Raw genomic sequence first — 19,050 nt, forward strand, 5'->3', positions numbered from 1 at the left:
GTCGCGTGGCGGCGCTTCAGCCGCCTGGCCGCGCGCCCAGTCGAAAAGGTCCGGTTCGATTGAAAACATGTCGTCGCAGGTGGAACGTCTAGCGGCGCCGGCAATGCAGCGTGCGCATCGAATCCAGCAGGTGCACGTCAGCGTCGGTCCCGCCGGGGCCAAGACCGAACTCGACTCGCATGCGGTCGCCGCTGTAGACGGACTGCTGCGGGCCTGTGCCGCCAGCGTCGCGCCCGAGGATCTGCCTGCCTTCGCCCAGGCCTTCCACCGCGGCCTCGTCCTCGCCGAAGCGCACCCGCAGCTCGATGCCGTCGTCGCACGCCAGGTTCAGCGCGTCGCGATCTGGATGGGCCATCGGGGCGGCCGGGCCCGGCGCCGGCGCGTCAACCACCGGTCGCGGGGCCTCCGGGGCGACGGGCGCGGGCACGGGCTGCGGTTCGACCGCGGCGCAGCTGACCAGCAGCAGCGCCGCAGCGCCGGCGAAGCTCCGCGGATTGCGCTTCATCGCGGCCACAGCGCCCACAGCCGCAACGGCTGCTTCAAGCGGCCGGCGATGTCGCCCGCCTCGGCACCGGACCCGGCGAAATAGTCGGCCCGCACGGCGCCCACGATCGCGCTGCCCGTGTCCTGCGCCAGCACCAGCCGCTGCAGGGTGGTCACCGGGCCGCTGGAGGCGAGCCACACCGGCGTGCCGTACGGGATGCTGTCCTTGTCGACCGCGATCGAGCGGCCGGCGGTCAGTGGCACGCCCTGCGCGCCGCGCGGCCCGCCCACGTCGGCCTCGGCCAGCGGCTCCTCGCGGAAGAACACCACGCGCGGGTTGCTCCACAGGAGGTCGTTCAGGCGCTGCGGGTTGTCGCGCGCCCACGCCTTGATGCCGGGCCACGACGCGTCGCGGATCGCGCCCTGCTGCAACAGCCAGCCGCCGACGCTGCGGTACGGCTGCTCGTTGCTGCCGGCATAGGCGACGCGCACCAGCCGCACGCTGCCATCGGCTTCCGTCACGCGCAGGCGGCCGGACCCCTGAATCTGGAGCACCAACGCGTCGAGCGGGTCGGCCAGCCACGCGATCTCGCGGCCGCGCAATTGCGATCGCGGCTCGGGCAGGGTGTCGATCTCCTGCCGCGTGTACCAGGGCTTGCGCGAGGCCAGCGTCGCCGGCGGGCGGAACAGGGGCGCGACGAATTGCGGGCCCGGCTGGCGCGACGCTTCGAGCACCGGCTCGTAGTAGCCGGTGAGCAGCCCTTCGGCGGCGCCACCCTGCAGCGGCTCGACGCGGTACGGCTGCAGCTTCTCGCGCATCCAGGCCCGCTGCTCGTCGGCGCTGGCGATCGACAGCCGCCGCACCTGCGGGCACAGCGCCACCCACGCGGCCGGTGGCCGCTCGCAACTGCGCAGCCAGGCATTCCAGGCCTCGTGCAGCGCGTCCGCCTCGAACCCGGGCAAGTCGCTCCAGCGCACCGGCACCCAGCGGCTCCTGCCTTGCACGATGGCGGGGCCGGAAGGCACTTCATCGGTCGGAGCCACCGCGGAAGGCGCGGAGGGCAGGTCGGGCGGCAACGGCGTCGAGGCGCACCCCGCCAGGATTCCTACAATGCCCGCCACTCGCCAGAACCGTCGCATGCTGCTCATTCTGCTGGAAGCCCTGCTCGCGCTGGTCGTGCTCGTCGCGATCGTGTGGTGGACCATGTTCTCTGGCCGCCCCGGTGGCGAGCCGCCACCCGAGGACAAGGGCGACAAGGACGGCTAGACGCCGCCCGGCTCCACGTCGCGCAGCACGTTGGCCAGTTCGACGGCGGAGCGCACTTCCATCTTGTCGAACACGCGCGCTCGGTGCACTTCCACCGTGCGCACGCTGATGTCCAGCTGGTCGGCGATCAGCTTGTTCGGCAGGCCCTTGGCCACGAGCCGCATCACGTCGCGTTCGCGGTCGGTGAGCTCGCGCAGCCGCCCGGCCAGCCGCTGGCGCTCGCGCCACGCCGCCTGCACCTGCGCAGAGAGCTGCAGCGCCTGCTCGACGCGGTCGACCAGCGCGTTGTCCGAGAACGGCTTCTCGCAGAAATCGAAGGCGCCGCGCTTGACCATGTCGACGGCCGTGGGCACGTCGGCATGGCCGGTGAGGAAGATCACCGGCATCGCCTCCACCAGGTCGCGCGCGACGATGCGCTCGAACAGCGCCAGCCCGCTCATGCCCGGCATGCGCACGTCCAGCAGCAGGCAGCACGGTTGCACCGGACGGAAGCCCCGTTCGAGCAGCGCCTCGAAATCCTCGGCGGCCGCGAAGCGCTCGCTGGGCAGGTGGCGCGACCGCAGCAGCCACGCGAGCGCGTCGCGCACGCTCTCGTCGTCGTCGACGATGTACACGGTGGCGTCGGGGGCGGGTTGCATCAGGTGGCGGTGGTGGCCGGCTCGGCGCCGGCGGGCGTGGCCGGCACAGGCAGCTGCGCCGGCAGGGTGAAGCGGAAGATCGTACCTTGCGGCCGGTTGGCCTCGTACGCGAGGGAACCCCCGTGCTGCTCGACGACAGTGCGGCACAGCGACAGGCCCAGGCCCATGCCTTCGGCCTTGGTGGTGAAGAAGGGCGTGAACAGCTGCGCGCGCACCAGGGCGGGGATGCCCGGCCCCTGGTCGGCGACGGAGAATTCGAGCCAGGCGGCCTTGTCGCCCGCATCGCCGCCGGTGGTGCGGCGCACCTGGATCACGAGCGTGCGCCGTGGCACCCGCGCCTCGTCCATCGCCTGCATCGCGTTGCGTGCGAGGTTCAGCAGCACCTGTTCGACCATCGTGCGGTCGCAGAGCACCGCCGGCAGCGCCGAAGGCACGCGCGTTTCCACCTGCACGCCCAGCTTGCGCGCCTGCAGTCCCACCAGCGGCATCACGGCGTCGATCAGCTCCTGCGGCGCCGTCGGCTCCCGGTCCTGGTCGCGACGGCGCACGAAGTCGTGCACGCTCTTGATCACCTTGCCGGCGCGCTCGGCCTGTTCGGCGATGCGCCGCATCGCCAGCTGCAGGTCCGCCGGGTCGGGACGGCTGGCAGCATCCATCAGGTTCAGCGACCCCGTGGCGTAGCTGGAGATCGCCGCCAGCGGCTGGTTCAGTTCGTGGCTGAGGAGCGAGGCCATCTCGCCGACCGTCGCCAGGCGCGCGGTGGCCTGCAGCCGTTCCTGGCTCGCGCGCGAGAGCTCCTCCACCCGCCGCTGCTCGCTGATGTCGAGGAACGCGCTCATCCAGCCGGTCTGCACGCCCTGCGCGTTGATCAGCGGCGCCTCGATGATCAGCACCGGGAAGCGCGAGCCGTCCTTGCGCATGAACTCCGATTCGAACCCGTCGCGCGGCGGCGCGTTGCGCCCGGCGAGCCGGATCTCCTGCCGCTTCTGGTATTCGCCGGCGAGCTCGGGCGGCCAGTACGGCTGCGGCGAGCCCTGCCCGAGCAGTTCCTCCGCCGTGAATCCCACCATCGCGCAGAACGCCGGATTGACGTACGTGGTGCGCCCGCGCAGGTCGCGCGCGCGCAAGCCGGTGACCAGCGAATCTTCCATCGCCTTGCGGAAGGCGAGCGCATCGGCCAGGTCGCGCTCGACTTCCAGCCGGCGGCGCGTGTCCTTGCCCAGCAGGAACAGCACCGCGAGCAACGCGATCGACATCGCCGTGACCAGCGCCGTCAGCACGTTGGGGAACACCTCGGGCGCGGCGCGCCAGCTGTCCATGCGCAGCACCAGCGTGTTGCCCGGCAGGTCCAGCAGCTGCGTGGCCGTGAACACGCGTGAGCCGCGCCGCGTGTTGCCGTACAGCGCCAGGCGCGTGCCATCGGCTTCGGTGAACGAGATCTCCTGGCTGCGCGTCAACTGCGGCCCGACCAGGCTGGAGAGGATCTCGCTGAGCGAATAGGTCGCCACGACGTAGCCCGCGAGCTGGCCGCCCTGCATCTGCGGCAGGCAGACGTCCATTGCCTCCAGGCCCAGGCCATCCATCTGCGGCAGGAAATAGCTGGCCGCATAGCCGGCGCCGCTGCTGCGGCGCGCGTTGGCGCATGCGAGCGCGATCTCCTGCTGCGCGCTGGCGCGCCCCATGCGCGCGAACACGGGCGGCCGGTACGCGGTGTCGGCGGCGGCGACCTGCGCCAGGTGGGCATTGCGCCACTCGATGCGCAACAGCTCGCGGCGCGCCATCAGCAAACGGTGCGCCTCCTCGGACCAGAGCTGGGCGGTCGGCGTGCCGGCCTGCAGCGCCTGCAGCGACTGCACGTTGCGCGTCAGGCCGGCGCGCACATCGGCCAGCGCTTCGGCGGCGTCGCGATCGAGGCGCTCCTGCACCTTGCTGGCCTCGTAGCGGCCGGCCAGCCAGATCAGGATGACCAGCAGGGTGCCGACGATCGCGCTCAGCGACGCCCACAGCAGCCAGCGCTGCGCGGCGGAGGGGCGGTCCGCCTGCTGCTGCGGCGCCGTCATAGGGCCCGGTGCTCCAGCGCGGGCAACTCGCGGCGCACTTGCGCGAGGCGCGCGGCGTCGATGTCGGCCATGGCCAAGCCCTCGCCATCGTCCGCGCGCTCGGCGACGACCACACCCCACGGGTCGGCGACGAGGCTGTGGCCCCAGGTACGCCGGCCGGTCTCGTGCACGCCGCCCTGCGCCGGCGCCACCACGTAGGCGAGGTTCTCGATCGCCCGGGCGCGCAGCAGCGGTTCCCAGTGCGCTTCGCCGGTCACGTGCGTGAAGGCGCTGGGCACCAGCAGCAGGTCTGCCTGCAACTGCCGGTACAGCTCGGGAAAGCGCAGGTCGTAGCAGACCGACATGCCGATGCGCCAGCGCCGGCCGCTGCGATCGGCGAACTCGAAGGACACCGGCTGTGCCCCGGGTTCGATGACGCGTGCCTCGTCGAAGCGCTCGCGCCCGTTGTCGAAGCGGAACAGGTGGATCTTGTCGTAGCGCGCGGCGAGCTGCCCCTGCGGCGTGAATGCGAGGCAGGTGTTGCGCACGTGGTCGGCGTCGCGCGCCACCAGCGGCAGCGTGCCGCCCACCAGCCACAGCCCGTGGCGGCGCGCCGCATCGGCCAGGAACGCCTGGATGGGACCGTCGCCCGCGGCTTCGCGCACGCCGAGCTTGTCGGTGTCGCGCTGGCCCATGAGGCAGAAGTACTCCGGCAGCACCGCCAGTTCACAGCCCTGCGCCGCCGCTTCAGCCAGCAGGCGTTCGGCGGCCCGCAGGTTGTCGTCCACGCGCGGCGTGGAGACCATCTGGACGGCGGCAACCTTCATCGTTCGCCATTGTTGCCGGACGCCGCCGGCCGCGCCGGGCCCGCCTTGTCGAGCTTGGTGATCTTCGGGTCGGTCCAGGTGCCGTCGATCTGGAACTGCTGCGTGGTGGCGCGCGCGAGCGGGTCGCGCAGCAGCAGTTGCGCGAGGAAGGTGCCCAGGCCGATCGCCGGGTTGATCGCCGCCGCCACCAGCGACGCGGTGCCGGCGTTGATCTCCGGCACCACCACCACGCGCAGGTCCTGCGTCTCGCGCTCCAGGTCGGCCTTGCCTTCCATCAGCACCGCGGCGTTGACGCCCTTCATCTGCAGGTTGTTGGTCGCCGCGATGCCCTGCTGCACGGTGATGTCGCCACGCACGAAGTCGAACGAGAAGCCCTGGCTGAAGACGTCGCGGAAGTCGAGCGTCAGCCGGCGCGGCAGCGACTGCAGGCTCAGCACGCCCAGCAGCTTGGCCAGGCCCGGGTCGGCCTTGAGGAACTGGCCCTTCTCCACGTTGACGTGGAAGGCGCCGGTCATCGACGGGTAGTCCAGCGACAGCGGCGAGCCGATCCACGCGACCTGCCCCTCCATCTTCCCCTGGCCGCCGCGCACGACGTCCTTCATGCCCAGCCGTGCGAGCAGCCCGCCGGCGTCGACGAGGTCGATCTTGAAGTTCATCACCGTGCGGCGCTTCTCGGCGCCGCGTGGCGCCGCGGCCTGCGCCTCGAGCGCGGCCCAGTTGCCGCTCGCGTTGACCGTGCCCTCGGGACTGGCGAGCGTCAGCTTGTTCAGGCGCCACTCGCGCACGTTGCCCTCGCGCGCGATGGCGCCGCGGTTCACGGCCTCGATCTCCAGCCTGCCCAGCTTCTTGCCGCGCAGGTCGAAGTCGTCGACCACCACGTCCAGCGTCGGGATCGACGCCGGCTGCTCGCTCAGGAGCGATTCGACCGCGTTCGCCTGCGACGAGGCGATCGCCAGCCGCGCCAGGCGCGCGAACACGCGGCCCGGCACGGGGCCGGCGCCTTCGCGGTATTCGACGTAGCCACTCAGTTCGTCGGCATGCACGTTGCCCCGCCAGCCCAGGCCTTCGCGCGTGGCGCCGACCACCAGGTTGTGCAGCGTGCGGCCGCTGAAGGTCAGCTCGCGCGCGCGCAAGGCCAAGGTGCTGGGGAGATAGGTGCTGGCGGCGCTGACCGAGGCCGCATACGCGCTGCGCTGCGCCGCGGGTGCGGGCGAGGGCGACAGCGCATCGAGGATGCGGCTCCAGCCGTCCAGGTCCGCCGTGCCGAGCGCGATGTTGGCCGTCACGCCCTGGTCGGGCAGCGGCGCCGTCTCGCCGGGCTGCAGGCCGATGGCCAGCGCGCCGCGCAGCACGCGCGGCTCCGGGCCGGTGAGGTCGCGCACGTAGTTGACCGACGCGATGCGCCCCACGTCCACGCTCAGCTGGTCCGCCTGCCCGGTGGTCGTCGCGGTGTCGCGCACCAGCACGTTCTCGTAGCGCAGCGGCATCGCCGTGTCGGCCGCCTTGCCCAGCGGCGCGGGCAGGTTCAGCGCCAGGCCTTGCAGGCTGCTGGTCACGAGGATCTCGGGCGTGCTGCGGCGGAACGTCACCGTCGCCGCATAGGTGCTGGAGCCGCTCGCCTGCCGCGCAAGCCGCGGCACGAACGACAGTTCGCGCGCCTGCCGCAGGCCCTCCGCCGTGGCCGTGCCCTGCGCGCGCACCACGACGGCGGTGTCGACGCCCATCGGCCGGGTGCCGCCGTCCAGCTTCACCTCGCCGCCGAGCGCGCGCGCCTGCGTGTTGACCAGCGTGAAGCCGCGCTCGTTGAACGTCACCGCACCGCGCGCGCGCTGCAGCTGCGGGCTGTCGGGCGAGAGCTGCACGTCGTTGTTGGCGAGCGTGACCGTGCCCTGCACCGTGCTGCGGTCGATCTGCGCGATCGGCAAGGCCAGCTTCAGCCGCACGTCGGCGTTGCCGGTGGCCGTCGCCTTCGACAGCGCTTCATGCGTCAGCAAGTTGACCGGCGAGCGCTGCACGATGGTCAGCGCCTCGCCGAGCGGGCCCCGGATTTCGCCGTTGACGTCGACGGCCGTGTGCGCCAGGTCCGCGATGCCGGCCTCGGCCTTCACGCGCAGGCCCGGGGCATTGGGGAAGCGGCCCTGCGCGTCCTCGACGCGCAGGCTGCTGCGGTCGAACACCAGCTGCGCGGACAGTTGCGTCAGGGCGGGCCAGGGCAGGTTGCCGGTCTTCGGCGCGGCCTTGGGGACGAACGCATAGGTCGCGTCGCGCACCTGCGCCGTGACGCGGAACTCCCCCGAGCGCTGCCTGGTGAAGGGGAAGTCGCGCAGGTCGCCTTTCAGGCGCGCCCGGGCCTCGGTCACCTCGGCGCGCTGCACCGAGTCGCGCACGTAGTCGCGCGCCGATTGCGGCACGCCCAGCGGCAGGTAGCGGAACACGCGGGCGCCGTTGGCCCGCGACAGGCTGGCCGTCAGGTCGATCACGCCGGGGAAGCGGCGCGCGGGGTCGTCGCCCATGCGCCAGGTGGCCTGCCCTTCGCCCGCGGCGTCGAGGTTGCTGAATTTCAGGTTGGACACCGTGACGCTGGCCTTGCCGGCCGGCAGGTGCCACTGCACGTCGGCGCTGAGGCGCTCGAACGGCAGCACCGGATCCTCGAACACGCCCGGCAGGTCGAGCGCGCCGTCCTGCATGGCCAGCTTGGCGGTCCCGCCCGCCTCGGTCAGGTCGAAGTCGAGCGCGGCGTTGCGCACGCCGGGCGATCCGGCGCCGCCGCGGTGCGCCACCGACGCGACCGACAAGCCGCTGACGCGTCCGCGCGCCTGGTACTTGGAGGGCGCTTCGAGCGAGCCTTGCCAGCGCGCCTGCACCGTTTCCACCAGGCCTTGCGGCGCAAAGGTGGCGAGCGCCTCGTGCGTCGCGGCGCCGAGCGGAAGCCGGCCGGCCAGTTGCCGCACCGCCGTGAGGTCGATGCGGTCGCCGCGCAGCTCGCCGGACGCCGGCTTCGACCGCGTCGCCTCGGTGTAGCTCAGGGCAAGGTTGCCGCCCGGCCAGCGCTGGCCGGCATCGGTGGTGAACTGCAACTCGTGCGTCTCGACGTCGAAGCCGTCGCTGCGGCGCTGGCCGCCGATGCGGCCGGACAGCGAGGTGAGCGCGAGCGGCGGCAGGTCCTGCGCGATGCGCACCGACACGTCGGCGACCGCCAGGTCCGCGGTGGCGCCCACCAGCTGCCCGTGTTTCACGTCGAGCCAGGCGCGCACGGCGCCGTGGCCGCTGCCGATGTCGACCGCCGCCTGCGCGTGCCGGCGCAGTTCGCGCAGGTCGACGCGGCGGAAATCGGCATGCAGCTGCCCGTCCCAGTCCTGCCAGCGGCCGGGATGGACCGACAGCAGCGGGTGGCGGAAGCCGCCGATCAGCGTGAAGCGGTCGCCCCACGCCGGCGGCGGCGTGGCGTCCAGCCGCATCGCATGCCGGCGGCCGCCGTTGCGCACCACCAGCTGCACGTCGGCCAGGCCCAGTTCGGGCGTGCCGCGCTGCTCGTCGGTCCAGCGCACGGTCCCGCCGCGCAGGATCACCTCGCCCTGGCGGAAGAACCAGTCGGCGCCGCCGCCATCGCCGCCACTGCCGGACAGGTCCAGGCCGGCGACGAGCAGCCGGCCGTCCGCGGTGCGCCGCATGTCCAGCCGGGGTCCCTCGATGGCGATCTGGTCGAAGCCGAAATTCCACAGCGAGCGCGGGGACAAGGACACCAGCACGCGATCGAGCCGCAACGCCTCGCGCCCTTGCGGGTCCAGCAGCACCACCGAGCGCAGTTCCACGGAGGGCAGCAGGCCGCTGCCGACCGTGGTCACGCCCGCGATGCGCACGGGCACGCCGAGCGCCCTGGAGGCCCGGGCTTCCAGCTCGGGGCGGTATTCGCCGATTCGCGGCACAATCCACGCGTGCAGCGCGCCCCAGGCGAGCGCCAACAGCAGCCAGCATGCCGCCACGGCCACGAGCGACCACTTCGCGCAGGCGGCCAGGGCCTGGAGCAGGCGCGAAGGAATCGGCGGCGAATCGTTCATGAAAGACGACGTAGTGGCAGGAATTATCAGGCCCGGGGTCCGCGCGCAGCCGGCGGACCGGGGCATCGTCCTGCCGGGCGATGCGGCCGCGGCACCCACGGGTGAGATGCAGGCGCCCGGCACGGGTTCCGCGCACTCGCGCTTTGCCACCCGCATCCGCCGCCGCTACGCGGGCGAACTGTCCCTGCTGCCCGCCGGCCTTCCCGGCCGTGACGTGCTGCGTCCGACCTTCGACGCCCTGCTGGAGCGCGGCCTGGAGCCGGGCGCCGCGCTGCGCGTCGTGCGGCAACTGGTGCTCGAACGCGTCCTCACGCTCGACTGCGACGCCGCCGCACCGCTGGCCGGCGTCACGGGCGCGATGACCACGCTGGCCGAGTTCGCGCTCGACGTCGCCTGCGAACAGTCCTTGCAGGAGCTGCAGGCCGTCCATGGCGCCCCCATCGGCGAGAACGGCCAGCCGGCGCAGCTGTGGATCGTCGGCATGGGCAAGCTCGGTGCCCGCGAGCTCAATGTGTCCAGCGACATCGACCTGGTCTACGTCTACGACCAGGATGGCGAGACGACCGGCGTCGACGGCCGCGGCAAGCTGTCGCTGCACGAATTCTTCGGCCGCGTCGTCAAGCGCATCTTCGCGCTGGTGGGCGAGCCCACCGAGCACGGCTTCGTGTTCCGCATCGACCTCGCGCTGCGCCCCAACGGCAACTCCGGCCCGCCGGTGGTGTCGCTGGACGCGCTGGAGGAATATTTCCTGGTGCAGGGGCGCGAATGGGAGCGCTTCGCCTGGCTCAAGAGCCGCGTCGTCGCGCCGCGGGCGGCGATCGACAACGGCTCGGCGCAGGAGCTGCGCAAGGTGGTGCTGCCCTTCGTGTTCCGGCGCTACCTGGACTACAACGTGTTCGATTCGCTGCGGGTGCTGCACCGGCAGATCCGCGAGCACGCGGCCAAGCGCAGCGCCGGGCGCCCGGACCGCGCCAACGACGTCAAGCTGTCGCGCGGCGGCATCCGCGAGATCGAATTCACCGTGCAGCTGCTGCAGGTGGTGCGCGGCGGCCAGTTCCCGGAACTGCGCACGCGCTCCACGGTCGCGGCGCTGCAGCGCGTCGCCGATTCGGGGCTGATGCCCGCGGCCACGGCGACCGCGCTCGCCGAGGCCTACGAATTCCTGCGCCGCGTCGAGCACCGGATCCAGTACCTGGACGACCAGCAGACGCACGTGCTGCCGATGGACTGCGACGGCGACCTGGGCTGGGTCGCGCGCAGCATGGGCTTTGCCGACTGCTGTCCCTTCCTGCACGAGCTGGACCGCCATCGCGAGTTCGTCGCGCAGGAGTTCGACACGCTGCTGGGCGGCCAGGAGGAGTGCAAGGGCTGCAACAAGGGGCGCGCGGCGCCGCCGGACCTGGAGACCTTGCGCGACCAGTTCCCGCAGCAGCTGGGCGAACGCGTCGGCCGCTGGTGCGGCCATCCGCGCGTGCAGTCGCTGCGCGAGGACGCGCGCCACCGGCTCTCGCGCCTGTTGGCGCGCACCGGCCAATGGGTGCTGGAAGGCCGGGTCGGCGAAGAGGCTGCGGTGCGGATGGTCGACTGGCTCGAGCCGCTGCTGCGCCGGGAGAGCTATCTCGCCCTGCTGCTGGAGCGCCCCGGCGTGCACGAGCGCCTGCTGCGCGTGCTGGGCGCGGCGCGCTGGCCCGCGCGCTACCTGGTGCGCCACCCCGGCGTGATCGACGAACTGGCGAGCGAATCGCTGCTGGCCGAGCGCTTCGACGCGCCGGCCTTCGAGGCCGAACTGGAAGCGCGCGTGGCGTCCCTGCGCGCCACGGGCGAGGACGACGACGAGGCACTGCTCAACCTGCTGCGCCGCGCGCACCACGCCGAGGTGTTCCGCACGCTGGCGCGCGACGTCGAAGGCCGCCTGACCGTCGAACAGGTGGCCGACGACCTCAGCGCGCTGGCCGACACGATGCTGCGCGTCACCGCGCGCTGGTGCTGGGAGCGGCTGCGCAACCGGCACCGCGACGAACCGGGCTTCGCGGTCCTGGGCTACGGCAAGCTAGGGGGCAAGGAACTGGGCTACGGCAGCGACCTGGACATCGTGTTCGTCTACGAGGACGAGGACGAGCGCGCGCCCGAGGTGTACGGCGCCCTCGTGCGCAAGTTGATCAACTGGCTCACGACCAAGACCGCCGAGGGCGACCTGTACGAGATCGACACCGCTTTGCGGCCGAACGGCAACTCGGGCCTGCTGATCACCACCTTCGCCGCTTACGAGCGCTACCAGCTCGGGCGCGGCAGCAACACCGCGTGGACCTGGGAACACCAGGCCATGACGCGCGCGCGCTTCCTGGTCGGCGACGCCGCGCTGGCGCCGCGCTTCGACGCGGTGCGCGAAGCCGTCATCACCGCGCCGCGTGATCTCGTCGCTTTGCGGCGCGAGATCGCCACCATGCGCGACCGCGTGCGCGCCGCGCACCCGGTGCCGGATGGCCGCTTCGACGTCAAGCACAGCGAAGGCGGCATGGTCGACGCGGAGTTCGCGGTGCAGTACCTCGTGCTGGCGCAGGCCGGCTCGCACCCGCAACTGGTGCCCAACGTCGGCAACATCGCGTTGCTGCAGCGCGCCGAGGACGCCGGCCTGCTGCCCGCCGGCGTGGGCCATGCGGCCGGCGACGCCTACCGCGAGCTGCGGCGCATCCAGCACAAGGCGCGCCTCGACGAAGCGCCGACGCACGTCACGCCGGAAGCCGCGCACGCCCACCGCGAGTCCATCCTGGCCGTCTGGCGCCTCCTCTTCGGCGCCTGAGCGCGCGGCCCACGCGGCCGGGCACGCATGCTGTAATCCCGCGGCGTGCCTTCGCCCGCTGCGAGGCGCCGCGACCCCATGCCCAGCCCCGTCCTTCCTGCCCTGCGGCAGGCCTTGCCCATGCTGTCCCTGCTGCTGGCCGCCTGCGCCGGCGGCCCGGCGCTGCCACCCGCGCGGCCGGTCGCCGAGCTCGCACCCGCGCAGTGGCAGGCGCCCTTGCCGCACGGTGGGCAGCCGGCACAGCTCGCGCGCTGGTGGCAGTCGTTCGACGACCCCGCCCTGGCGCGCGTCGTCGAGGCGGCGCAGGCCGCCAGCCCCACCGTGGCGCAGGCCCGCAGCCGCATCGCGGCGGCGCAAGTGCAGCGCACGGGTGCGAACGCGACGTTGCTGCCGCGCCTGGATGGCACCGTGTCGGCCACCCGAGGCATCAGCGATCCGGTGACGTTCCAGGCGCCGGCGACCACCGTGCAGGCCGGGCTGCAGGCCAGCTGGGAAGCCGACGTGTTCGGCCGCCTGCGCGACGACCGCAGCGCCGCCGACGAACGCCTGCTCGGGGCGCGCGCCGGCTGGCACGAAGCGCGCGTGAGCGTGGCGGCCGAAGCGGCGACGTCCTGGTTCTCGCTGCGCACCTGCGGCGCGATCGAGCAGGTCGCGGCCGCCGATGCCGCGTCGCGCGCGGAAACCGCACGGCTCACGCGCCTGGCGGCGGACGCCGGCTTCCAGGCGCCGGCCACCGCGGCGCTGGCCGAGGCGAGCGCCGCGCAGGGCCGCATGCAGCTGGAGCAGCAACGCGCGCGCTGCACCAGCGAGCGCAAGGCGCTGGTCGCCCTGACCGGCATCGCGGAAGACACGCTCGCAGCCTGGGCGCGCGACACGCACGCATTGCCGGCACCGCCCAACCTCGAGGCGCTGCCGGCGCGCGTCCTGGCGCAACGCCCGGATGTCTACAGCGCCGAGCGCAACTTGCTCGCTGCCGCCGCTGACGTCGGCTCGGCCGACGCGTCGCGCTTCCCGCGCCTCACGCTCACCGGCAACGTGAGCCGGGCCCGCTTCTCCAGCGGCAGCGTGGACATGACACTGAACACCTGGTCACTCGGCCCGCTGGCGGTGACGCTGCCGATCTTCGACGGCGGCGTGATCGCCGCCAACCGTGACGCCGCGCGCGTGCGCTACGACGAGGCGCTGTTGGCGTACCAGGCCCGCGTGCGGCAGGCCGTGCGCGAGATCGAAGAGGCGCTGGTGAACCTGGAGAGCACGCGGCTTCGCGAAGCGGATGCCCAACGCGCGGTGCAGGGCTTTCGCGCGTCGCTGGCCGCCGCCGAGTCGCGCTGGCGCACCGGCCTGGGCAGCCTGATCGAGCTGGAGGACCAGCGCCGGCAGGCACTGGCGGCGCAGAACGCGCTCGTGCTGCTGCAGCAGGAACGCGCCGCGGCGCTCGTCGCGCTGTACCGCGCCGCGGGCGGCGGCTGGCCGCCGGACGACGCGCTCGCCACCGCCCCGATCCCGGAGACCCGATGAACCGCCCGCTTCCCTTCGCCTTCCGCACCGCCACCCTGGCCGCGTTCGCCGCCCTGTGCGCGTGCGGCGGCGGCAAGGCCGCTCCCGAAGACAACGGTGCCGTCGCGCCGAAGACCGCCGCGTCCGGCGCCCGGCCCACGCTCACCGTCGCGACCGTCGCGCCCGAGCGCGCCAGCCTGCCAGTGGTGCTCGCCGCCAACGGCAGCTTGGCCGCGTGGCAGGAGGCCAGCATCGGCGCCGAGACCAACGGCCAGCGGCTCGCGGAGGTGCTCGTCAACGTCGGCGACAGCGTGAAGAAGGGGCAGGTGCTGGCCACGTTCTCCACCGCCACGCTGTCGGCCGAACTCGCGCAGGCGCGCGCCAGCGTCGCCGAAGCCGAAGCGGCGGCGGCGGATGCGGCGGTGAACGCCGAGCGGGCGAAGACACTGGAGCAGACCGGCGCGCTGTCGGCGTCGCAGATCAACCAGTACCTCACCGGTGCGAAGACGGCGCAGGCGCGGCTGCAGGCGGCCCAGGCCGCGGAGCAAGCGCAGTCGGCGCGTCTCGCACAAAGCCGCGTGCTCGCGCCCGACGACGGCGTGATCTCCGCGCGCACCGCCACGGTCGGCGCGGTGGTCGGCGCGGGCACGGAGCTGTTCCGCATGATCCGCCAGGGCCGCCTCGAATGGCGTGCCGAAGTGACGTCGACCGAACTGGGCCGCGTCACGCCGGGCACGACCGCGCAGATCACCGCCGCCAGCGGCGCGCGGCTCGAGGGCCGGGTGCGCAACATCGGCGCCGCGGTCGATCCGCAGTCGCGCATGGCGCTGGTGTACGTCGACGTTCGCGCGCTGCCCGGACCGATGGCCGGCAGTGCGCGCGCGGGCATGTTCGCGCGCGGCGAGTTCCAGCTCGGCGCGACGCCGGCGCTGACGGTGCCGCAGACCGCGGTCGTCCTGCGCGAGGGCTTCAGCTACCTGATGCGCGTCGACGCCCAGCAACGCATCCAGCAGCTGAAGGTGCGCACCGGCCGCATCGTCGGCCCGCGCATCGAAGTGCTCGAAGGGCTGCCGGACGACGCGCGCGTGGTCGCGTCCGGCGGCGCGTTTCTCAACGACGGCGACCTGGTGCGCGTGGTGAACGCGCCCGCGGCACCGGCGTCCGCCGCGTCCGCGCACCGCAAGTGACGGGCCTGCCATGCTGAACGTCTCGTCCTGGTCGATCCGCAACCCGATCCCGGCGGTGATGCTGTTCGTGCTGCTCACCTTCGCCGGGGTGCTCGCCTTCCATGGCATGAAGGTGCAGAACTTCCCGGACATCGACCTGCCGACGATCACCGTGTCGGCGGCGCTGCCGGGCGCGTCGCCATCGCAGCTCGAGACCGACGTCGCCCGCAAGCTGGAGAACTCGATCGCGTCGGTGCAGGGCCTCAAGCACCAGTACACGAACGTGTCCGACGGCCTGGTCACGATCAATGCCGAGTTCCGGCTGGAAAAGCCGGTGCAGGAAGCGCTGGACGACGTGCGGTCCGCCGTGCAGCGCGTGCGCGCCGACCTGCCCTCGGACCTGCGCGACCCGGTCGTCACGAAGCTCGACCTCGCCGGGCAGCCGGTGCTGGCCTACACGATCCGCTCGGACCGCCTCGATCCCGAGGCGCTGTCCTGGTTCGTCGACAACGACGTTTCGCGCAAGCTGCTCGCCGTCAAGGGCGTCGGCGCGGTCAACCGCGTGGGCGGCGTCACGCGCGAGATCCGCGTCGCCATCGACGCCGGCAAGGTGCAGGCGCTGGGCATCACGGTGGCCGCCATCTCGCACCGCCTGCGCGAAGTGCAGACAGAAAGCGCCGGCGGCCGCGCCGACCTGGGCGGCGGCGAGCAGCCGGTGCGCACGCTCGCCACCGTGCGCACGGCAGCGGAGGTCGGCCGCATCGAGATCCCGATGGCGGGCGGGCGCAGCGTGCGCCTGGAGGATGTGGCGACGGTGACCGACACCTTCGCCGAGCCGCGCGCAGCGGCGTTGCTGGACGGCAAGCCGGTGGTGGGCTTCGAGGTGGCGCGCAGCCGCGGCGAGAGCGAGGTGCAGGTCGGTGCCGGCGTGCGCCAGGCGCTGGAGGAACTGAAGGCCGCGCGGCCGGACATCGAGCTCACGCAGGCGTTCGATTTCGTGACGCCGGTGGAGGAGGAATACGCCGGCTCGATGCACCTGCTGTACGAGGGCGCGATCCTGGCGGTGATCGTCGTCTGGCTGTTCCTGCGCGACTGGCGCGCGACCTTCGTGTCCGCCGTGGCGCTGCCGATGTCGGTGATCCCGGCTTTCGTCGGCATGTACCTGCTGGGCTTCTCGGTCAACGTGGTGACGCTGCTGGCGCTCTCGCTGGTGGTCGGCATCCTGGTCGACGACGCGATCGTGGAAGTCGAGAACATCGTGCGCCACCTGCGCATGGGCAAGACGCCCTACCAGGCGGCGATGGAAGCCGCCGACGAGATCGGGCTGGCGGTGATCGCGACGACCTTCACGCTGATCGCCGTGTTCCTGCCGACGGCGTTCATGAGCGGCATCGCCGGCAAGTTCTTCAAGCAGTTCGGCTGGACGGCGTCGCTGGCGGTGTTCGCCTCGCTGGTGGTCGCCCGGATCCTCACGCCGATGATGGCCGCGTACATGCTCAAGCCCGCGGCCGGCGAGCACGAGGAGCCGGCCTGGATGCCGCGCTACCTGGCTGCGGTGCGCTGGGCGCTGTCGCATCGCCTCATCACCTGCGTGCTGGCGGCGGTGTTCTTCGTCGGCTCGCTGGCGCTGACCATGCTGCTGCCGGCCGGCTTCATCCCGCCGGACGACAACTCGCAGACGCAGGTCTACCTGGAACTGCCGCCCGGCTCGACGCTGGAGCAAACGCGCACAGCCGCGGAGCAGGCGCGGCTGCTGATCTCGAAGGTGCCGCACGTGGTGAGCACCTACACGACCATCGGTGGCGGCACCGCGGGCGCGGACCCGTTCGCGGCCGGTGGCGGCGCCGACGTGCGCAAGGCAACGCTCACCATCCTGCTGGCGCCACGCAGCGACCGTCCGCGCAAGCAGGGCATCGAGAACGACATCCGCGCCACGCTCGGCGCGGTGCCCGGCGTGCGCTACAAGGTCGGCCTCGGCGGCTCCGGCGAGAAGTACGTGCTGGTCCTCACGGGCGAGGAGCCGCAGGCACTGCAGGCCGCGGCGGCCGCGGTCGAACGCGACCTGCGCACGATTCCCGGGCTGGGCAGCATCTCGTCGACCGCGAGCCTGGTGCGGCCCGAGATCGCGGTGCGGCCCGACTTCGCACGCGCCGCGGACCTGGGCGTGACCAGCGCGGCGATCGGCGAGACGCTGCGCATCGCCACGCTGGGGGACTACGACGTCGGCCTGGCCAAGCTCAATCTCGCGCAGCGGCAGGTGCCCATCGTCGTCAAGCTGAGCGAGGACGCGCGGCAGGACCTGTCGGTGCTCGAACGCCTGCCGGTGCAGGGCGCGCGGGGGCCGGTGCTGCTCGGCCAGGTGGCGACGTTCGAGCTCACCGGCGGGCCGGCGGTGATCGACCGCTACGACCGCTCGCGCAACGTGAACTTCGAGGTCGAACTCTCAGGACAGCCGCTGGGCGAAGTGACCGACACCGTGCAGAAGCTGCCCTCGATCCGCAACCTGCCCGCCGGCGTGCGGCAGGCCACCATCGGCGACGCCGAAGTGATGGGCGAGCTGTTCGCCAGCTTCGGGCTGGCGATGCTCACCGGCGTGCTGTGCATCTACGTCGTGCTGGTGCTGCTGTTCAAGGACTTCCTGCACCCGTTCACCATCCTGGCGGCCTTGCCGCTGTCGATCGGCGGCGCGTTCGTCGGCCTGCTGGTGGCGCGCGCGGCGTTGTCGATGCCGTCGCTGATCGGGCTGATCATGCTGATGGGGATCGCGACCAAGAACTCGATCCTGCTGGTGGAGTACGCGATCGTCGCGCGCGCGGAGCACGGGATGTCGCGGTTCGACGCGCTGATCGACGCCTGCCACAAGCGCGCGCGCCCGATCATCATGACCACCATCGCGATGGGCGCCGGCATGCTGCCGATCGCCGTCGGCCTGGGCACCGCGGACCCGAGCTTCCGCTCGCCGATGGCGGCGGCGGTGATCGGCGGCCTGATCACGTCGACCGTGCTGAGCCTGGTGGTGATCCCGGTGGTCTACACGGTGTTCGACGACATCGAAGGCTTCATCCGGCGCACCGCGCGCCGGATGCGCCGCCACCGGCCCACGGGGCGGCTGGCGGATGCCGGCCACCGAAGCGACTAGGCCGCCGCGCGCAGGGTGATCGCGCGCGGGCCGACCGGCACCCGCATCCCGACGCCCAGACGGTTCCACGCGTTGATCTGCGCGATGGCGAACGACAGCTGCGCGATCTCCTCGTCGCTGAAGTGTTCGCGCAAGGCGTCGAAGTCCTCCTGCGGCGCTTGCGTCTCGATGGTCGTCGTTCCTTTCGTGGTGGTGACCAGGCCCGGACGCGCCGCCTAGCCCGCTTGTGACAAGGCCGCGGCCGCGGCGCGCAACTTGTCCGGGTTGCGCTGCACGTACACCGCCACGATGCGGCCGTCGGCGTCGAGATCGAACGCCTGCACCGACTCCAGTCGTCCGTCGAAGTAGCGGGCCAGGCCCGGCCCGCCGTTGACGCGCACGGGCACGTAGCGCACGGCATCGCCGGCGCGGCGGAAGGTCGCGTAATAGAGCTGCGCCAGCCGCTGCGCACCGCGCAGCACGTGCACGAAGGCGCTCACACGGCCACCGCCGTCGCTCACCAGCGCCACGTCGTCGGCGAACAGCTGCCGCAGGCCGGCGAGGTCGCCGGCAGCTGCCGCCGCCGCGAAGGCCTCGAGCAGCCGGCGATGCGCGCCGCGGTCGACCGGCTGCTGGCGCCGCACTTCCTGCACGCGCTCGGTGGCGCGGTGCACCAGTTGCCGGCAGGCGGCTTCATTGCGCCCGAGCAGTGCAGCGATCTCGGCGTAGTCGGTGTCGAACGCCTGCCGCAACACGAAGGCGGCGCGCTCGGCCGGCGCCAGCGTCTCCAGCACGCGCAGCAGCGCCACCGAGATGTCGTCGGCGCGTTCCAGCAGGTCCTGCGGCGTGTCCTCGTCGAGCGGTTCGACCAGGGGCTCGGGCAGCCAGTGGCCGGTGTACGCCTCGCGCTCCACCTTGGCGTGGCGCAGGCGGTCCAGCGCCAGTCGCGTGGTGACCGTGACCAGCCAGGCTTCGGGTGTGCGCAGGCTGTCGGTGTCGGATTCGTTCCACCGCAGCCAGGCGTCCTGCAGCACGTCCTCCGCATCGGCGCGCGAGCCGAGCATGCGGTAGGCCAGCGAGAACAGGCGCGATCGGTGGCGCTGGAAAGCGGCGGTGCGTTGGTCCATGGCGGCTAGACGCGCGGGACCGGCCGCTTG

Annotated in this window: 13 protein-coding genes; 5 read left to right on the forward strand and 8 right to left on the reverse strand. The window is 72.5% G+C overall.

Going from position 1 to position 19,050, the window contains the following annotated elements; all coding sequences use genetic code 11:
* Positions 1-88 precede the first annotated feature (88 nt).
* The gene (locus tag I8E28_RS01470) at positions 89-505 is read right to left on the reverse strand and encodes a hypothetical protein (protein ID WP_200786079.1); all 417 of its coding nucleotides are present in this window, start codon (positions 503-505) and stop codon (positions 89-91) included.
* Complete coding sequence (gene mltA, locus I8E28_RS01475; protein ID WP_239027162.1) at positions 502-1,632, reverse strand: murein transglycosylase A; 1,131 nt, start codon at positions 1,630-1,632, stop codon at positions 502-504. The genes I8E28_RS01470 and mltA overlap by 4 nt, the downstream gene beginning before the upstream one ends.
* Between mltA and I8E28_RS20825 the strand changes: the two genes are divergently transcribed.
* On the forward strand, positions 1,622-1,750 hold the full coding sequence (locus I8E28_RS20825) for a hypothetical protein (RefSeq protein ID WP_275403449.1): 129 nt from the start codon (positions 1,622-1,624) through the stop codon (positions 1,748-1,750). The genes mltA and I8E28_RS20825 overlap by 11 nt on opposite strands.
* Here the strand turns inward: I8E28_RS20825 and I8E28_RS01480 are convergent.
* From I8E28_RS01480 to I8E28_RS01495, 4 genes are read right to left on the reverse strand one after another with little or no spacing between them, the layout of a single operon-like run.
* Complete coding sequence (locus tag I8E28_RS01480; RefSeq protein ID WP_200786081.1) at positions 1,747-2,388, reverse strand: response regulator transcription factor; 642 nt, start codon at positions 2,386-2,388, stop codon at positions 1,747-1,749. The two genes, I8E28_RS20825 and I8E28_RS01480, sit on opposite strands and share 4 nt — an antisense overlap.
* Entirely contained in the window at positions 2,388-4,448 is a 2,061-nt protein-coding gene (locus I8E28_RS01485; protein ID WP_200786082.1) for an ATP-binding protein, read from the reverse strand. The genes I8E28_RS01480 and I8E28_RS01485 overlap by 1 nt, the downstream gene beginning before the upstream one ends.
* Positions 4,445-5,254 (reverse strand): carbon-nitrogen hydrolase family protein, encoded by an 810-nt coding sequence (locus I8E28_RS01490; protein ID WP_200786083.1) that lies wholly within the window; start codon positions 5,252-5,254, stop codon positions 4,445-4,447. The genes I8E28_RS01485 and I8E28_RS01490 overlap by 4 nt, the downstream gene beginning before the upstream one ends.
* Positions 5,251-9,312 carry a YhdP family protein gene (locus I8E28_RS01495; RefSeq protein ID WP_200786084.1) on the reverse strand — a complete coding sequence of 1,354 codons (4,062 nt, stop codon included), beginning with the start codon at positions 9,310-9,312 and terminating at the stop codon, positions 5,251-5,253. The genes I8E28_RS01490 and I8E28_RS01495 overlap by 4 nt, the downstream gene beginning before the upstream one ends.
* Positions 9,313-9,418: 106 nt before the next feature.
* Between I8E28_RS01495 and glnE the strand changes: the two genes are divergently transcribed.
* The 4 genes from glnE (at position 9,419) to I8E28_RS01515 (ending at position 17,914) form a co-directional block, all read left to right on the forward strand.
* The gene (gene glnE / locus I8E28_RS01500) at positions 9,419-12,112 is read left to right on the forward strand and encodes a bifunctional [glutamate--ammonia ligase]-adenylyl-L-tyrosine phosphorylase/[glutamate--ammonia-ligase] adenylyltransferase (RefSeq protein WP_200790182.1); all 2,694 of its coding nucleotides are present in this window, start codon (positions 9,419-9,421) and stop codon (positions 12,110-12,112) included.
* 78 nt (positions 12,113-12,190) lie between these two features.
* Complete coding sequence (locus I8E28_RS01505) at positions 12,191-13,630, forward strand: efflux transporter outer membrane subunit (protein ID WP_239027163.1); 1,440 nt, start codon at positions 12,191-12,193, stop codon at positions 13,628-13,630.
* Positions 13,627-14,796 (forward strand): efflux RND transporter periplasmic adaptor subunit, encoded by a 1,170-nt coding sequence (locus I8E28_RS01510; RefSeq protein ID WP_200786085.1) that lies wholly within the window; start codon positions 13,627-13,629, stop codon positions 14,794-14,796. The genes I8E28_RS01505 and I8E28_RS01510 overlap by 4 nt, the downstream gene beginning before the upstream one ends.
* Before the next feature lie 13 nt (positions 14,797-14,809).
* Entirely contained in the window at positions 14,810-17,914 is a 3,105-nt protein-coding gene (locus I8E28_RS01515; RefSeq protein ID WP_200790190.1) for an efflux RND transporter permease subunit, read from the forward strand.
* On the opposite strand, the gene I8E28_RS01520 is transcribed toward I8E28_RS01515, so the two are convergent.
* Together I8E28_RS01520 and I8E28_RS01525 are read right to left on the reverse strand one after the other, a co-directional pair.
* Complete coding sequence (locus I8E28_RS01520) at positions 17,911-18,048, reverse strand: carboxymuconolactone decarboxylase family protein (protein WP_200786086.1); 138 nt, start codon at positions 18,046-18,048, stop codon at positions 17,911-17,913. The genes I8E28_RS01515 and I8E28_RS01520 overlap by 4 nt on opposite strands.
* Before the next feature lie 81 nt (positions 18,049-18,129).
* On the reverse strand, positions 18,130-19,020 hold the full coding sequence (locus I8E28_RS01525; RefSeq protein ID WP_200786087.1) for an RNA polymerase sigma-70 factor: 891 nt from the start codon (positions 19,018-19,020) through the stop codon (positions 18,130-18,132).
* Between the last annotated feature and the right edge of the window lie 30 nt (positions 19,021-19,050).

The sequence above is a fragment of the Ramlibacter algicola genome (genome assembly GCF_016641735.1).
In the GTDB taxonomy this organism is placed as follows: domain Bacteria; phylum Pseudomonadota; class Gammaproteobacteria; order Burkholderiales; family Burkholderiaceae_C; genus Ramlibacter; species Ramlibacter algicola.

Coding starts and splice junctions, on each gene's coding strand:
- I8E28_RS01485 (WP_200786082.1), bottom strand. CDS start 4,448: ATGACGGCGCCGCAGCAGCAGGCGGACCGCCCCTCCGCCGCGCAGCGC.
- I8E28_RS01470 (WP_200786079.1), bottom strand. CDS start 505: ATGAAGCGCAATCCGCGGAGCTTCGCCGGCGCTGCGGCGCTGCTGCTG.
- I8E28_RS01490 (WP_200786083.1), bottom strand. CDS start 5,254: ATGAAGGTTGCCGCCGTCCAGATGGTCTCCACGCCGCGCGTGGACGAC.
- I8E28_RS01510 (WP_200786085.1), top strand. CDS start 13,627: ATGAACCGCCCGCTTCCCTTCGCCTTCCGCACCGCCACCCTGGCCGCG.
- I8E28_RS01495 (WP_200786084.1), bottom strand. CDS start 9,312: ATGAACGATTCGCCGCCGATTCCTTCGCGCCTGCTCCAGGCCCTGGCC.
- I8E28_RS20825 (WP_275403449.1), top strand. CDS start 1,622: ATGCTGCTCATTCTGCTGGAAGCCCTGCTCGCGCTGGTCGTGCTCGTC.
- glnE (WP_200790182.1), top strand. CDS start 9,419: ATGCAGGCGCCCGGCACGGGTTCCGCGCACTCGCGCTTTGCCACCCGC.
- I8E28_RS01525 (WP_200786087.1), bottom strand. CDS start 19,020: ATGGACCAACGCACCGCCGCTTTCCAGCGCCACCGATCGCGCCTGTTC.
- mltA (WP_239027162.1), bottom strand. CDS start 1,632: ATGAGCAGCATGCGACGGTTCTGGCGAGTGGCGGGCATTGTAGGAATC.
- I8E28_RS01505 (WP_239027163.1), top strand. CDS start 12,191: ATGCCCAGCCCCGTCCTTCCTGCCCTGCGGCAGGCCTTGCCCATGCTG.
- I8E28_RS01480 (WP_200786081.1), bottom strand. CDS start 2,388: ATGCAACCCGCCCCCGACGCCACCGTGTACATCGTCGACGACGACGAG.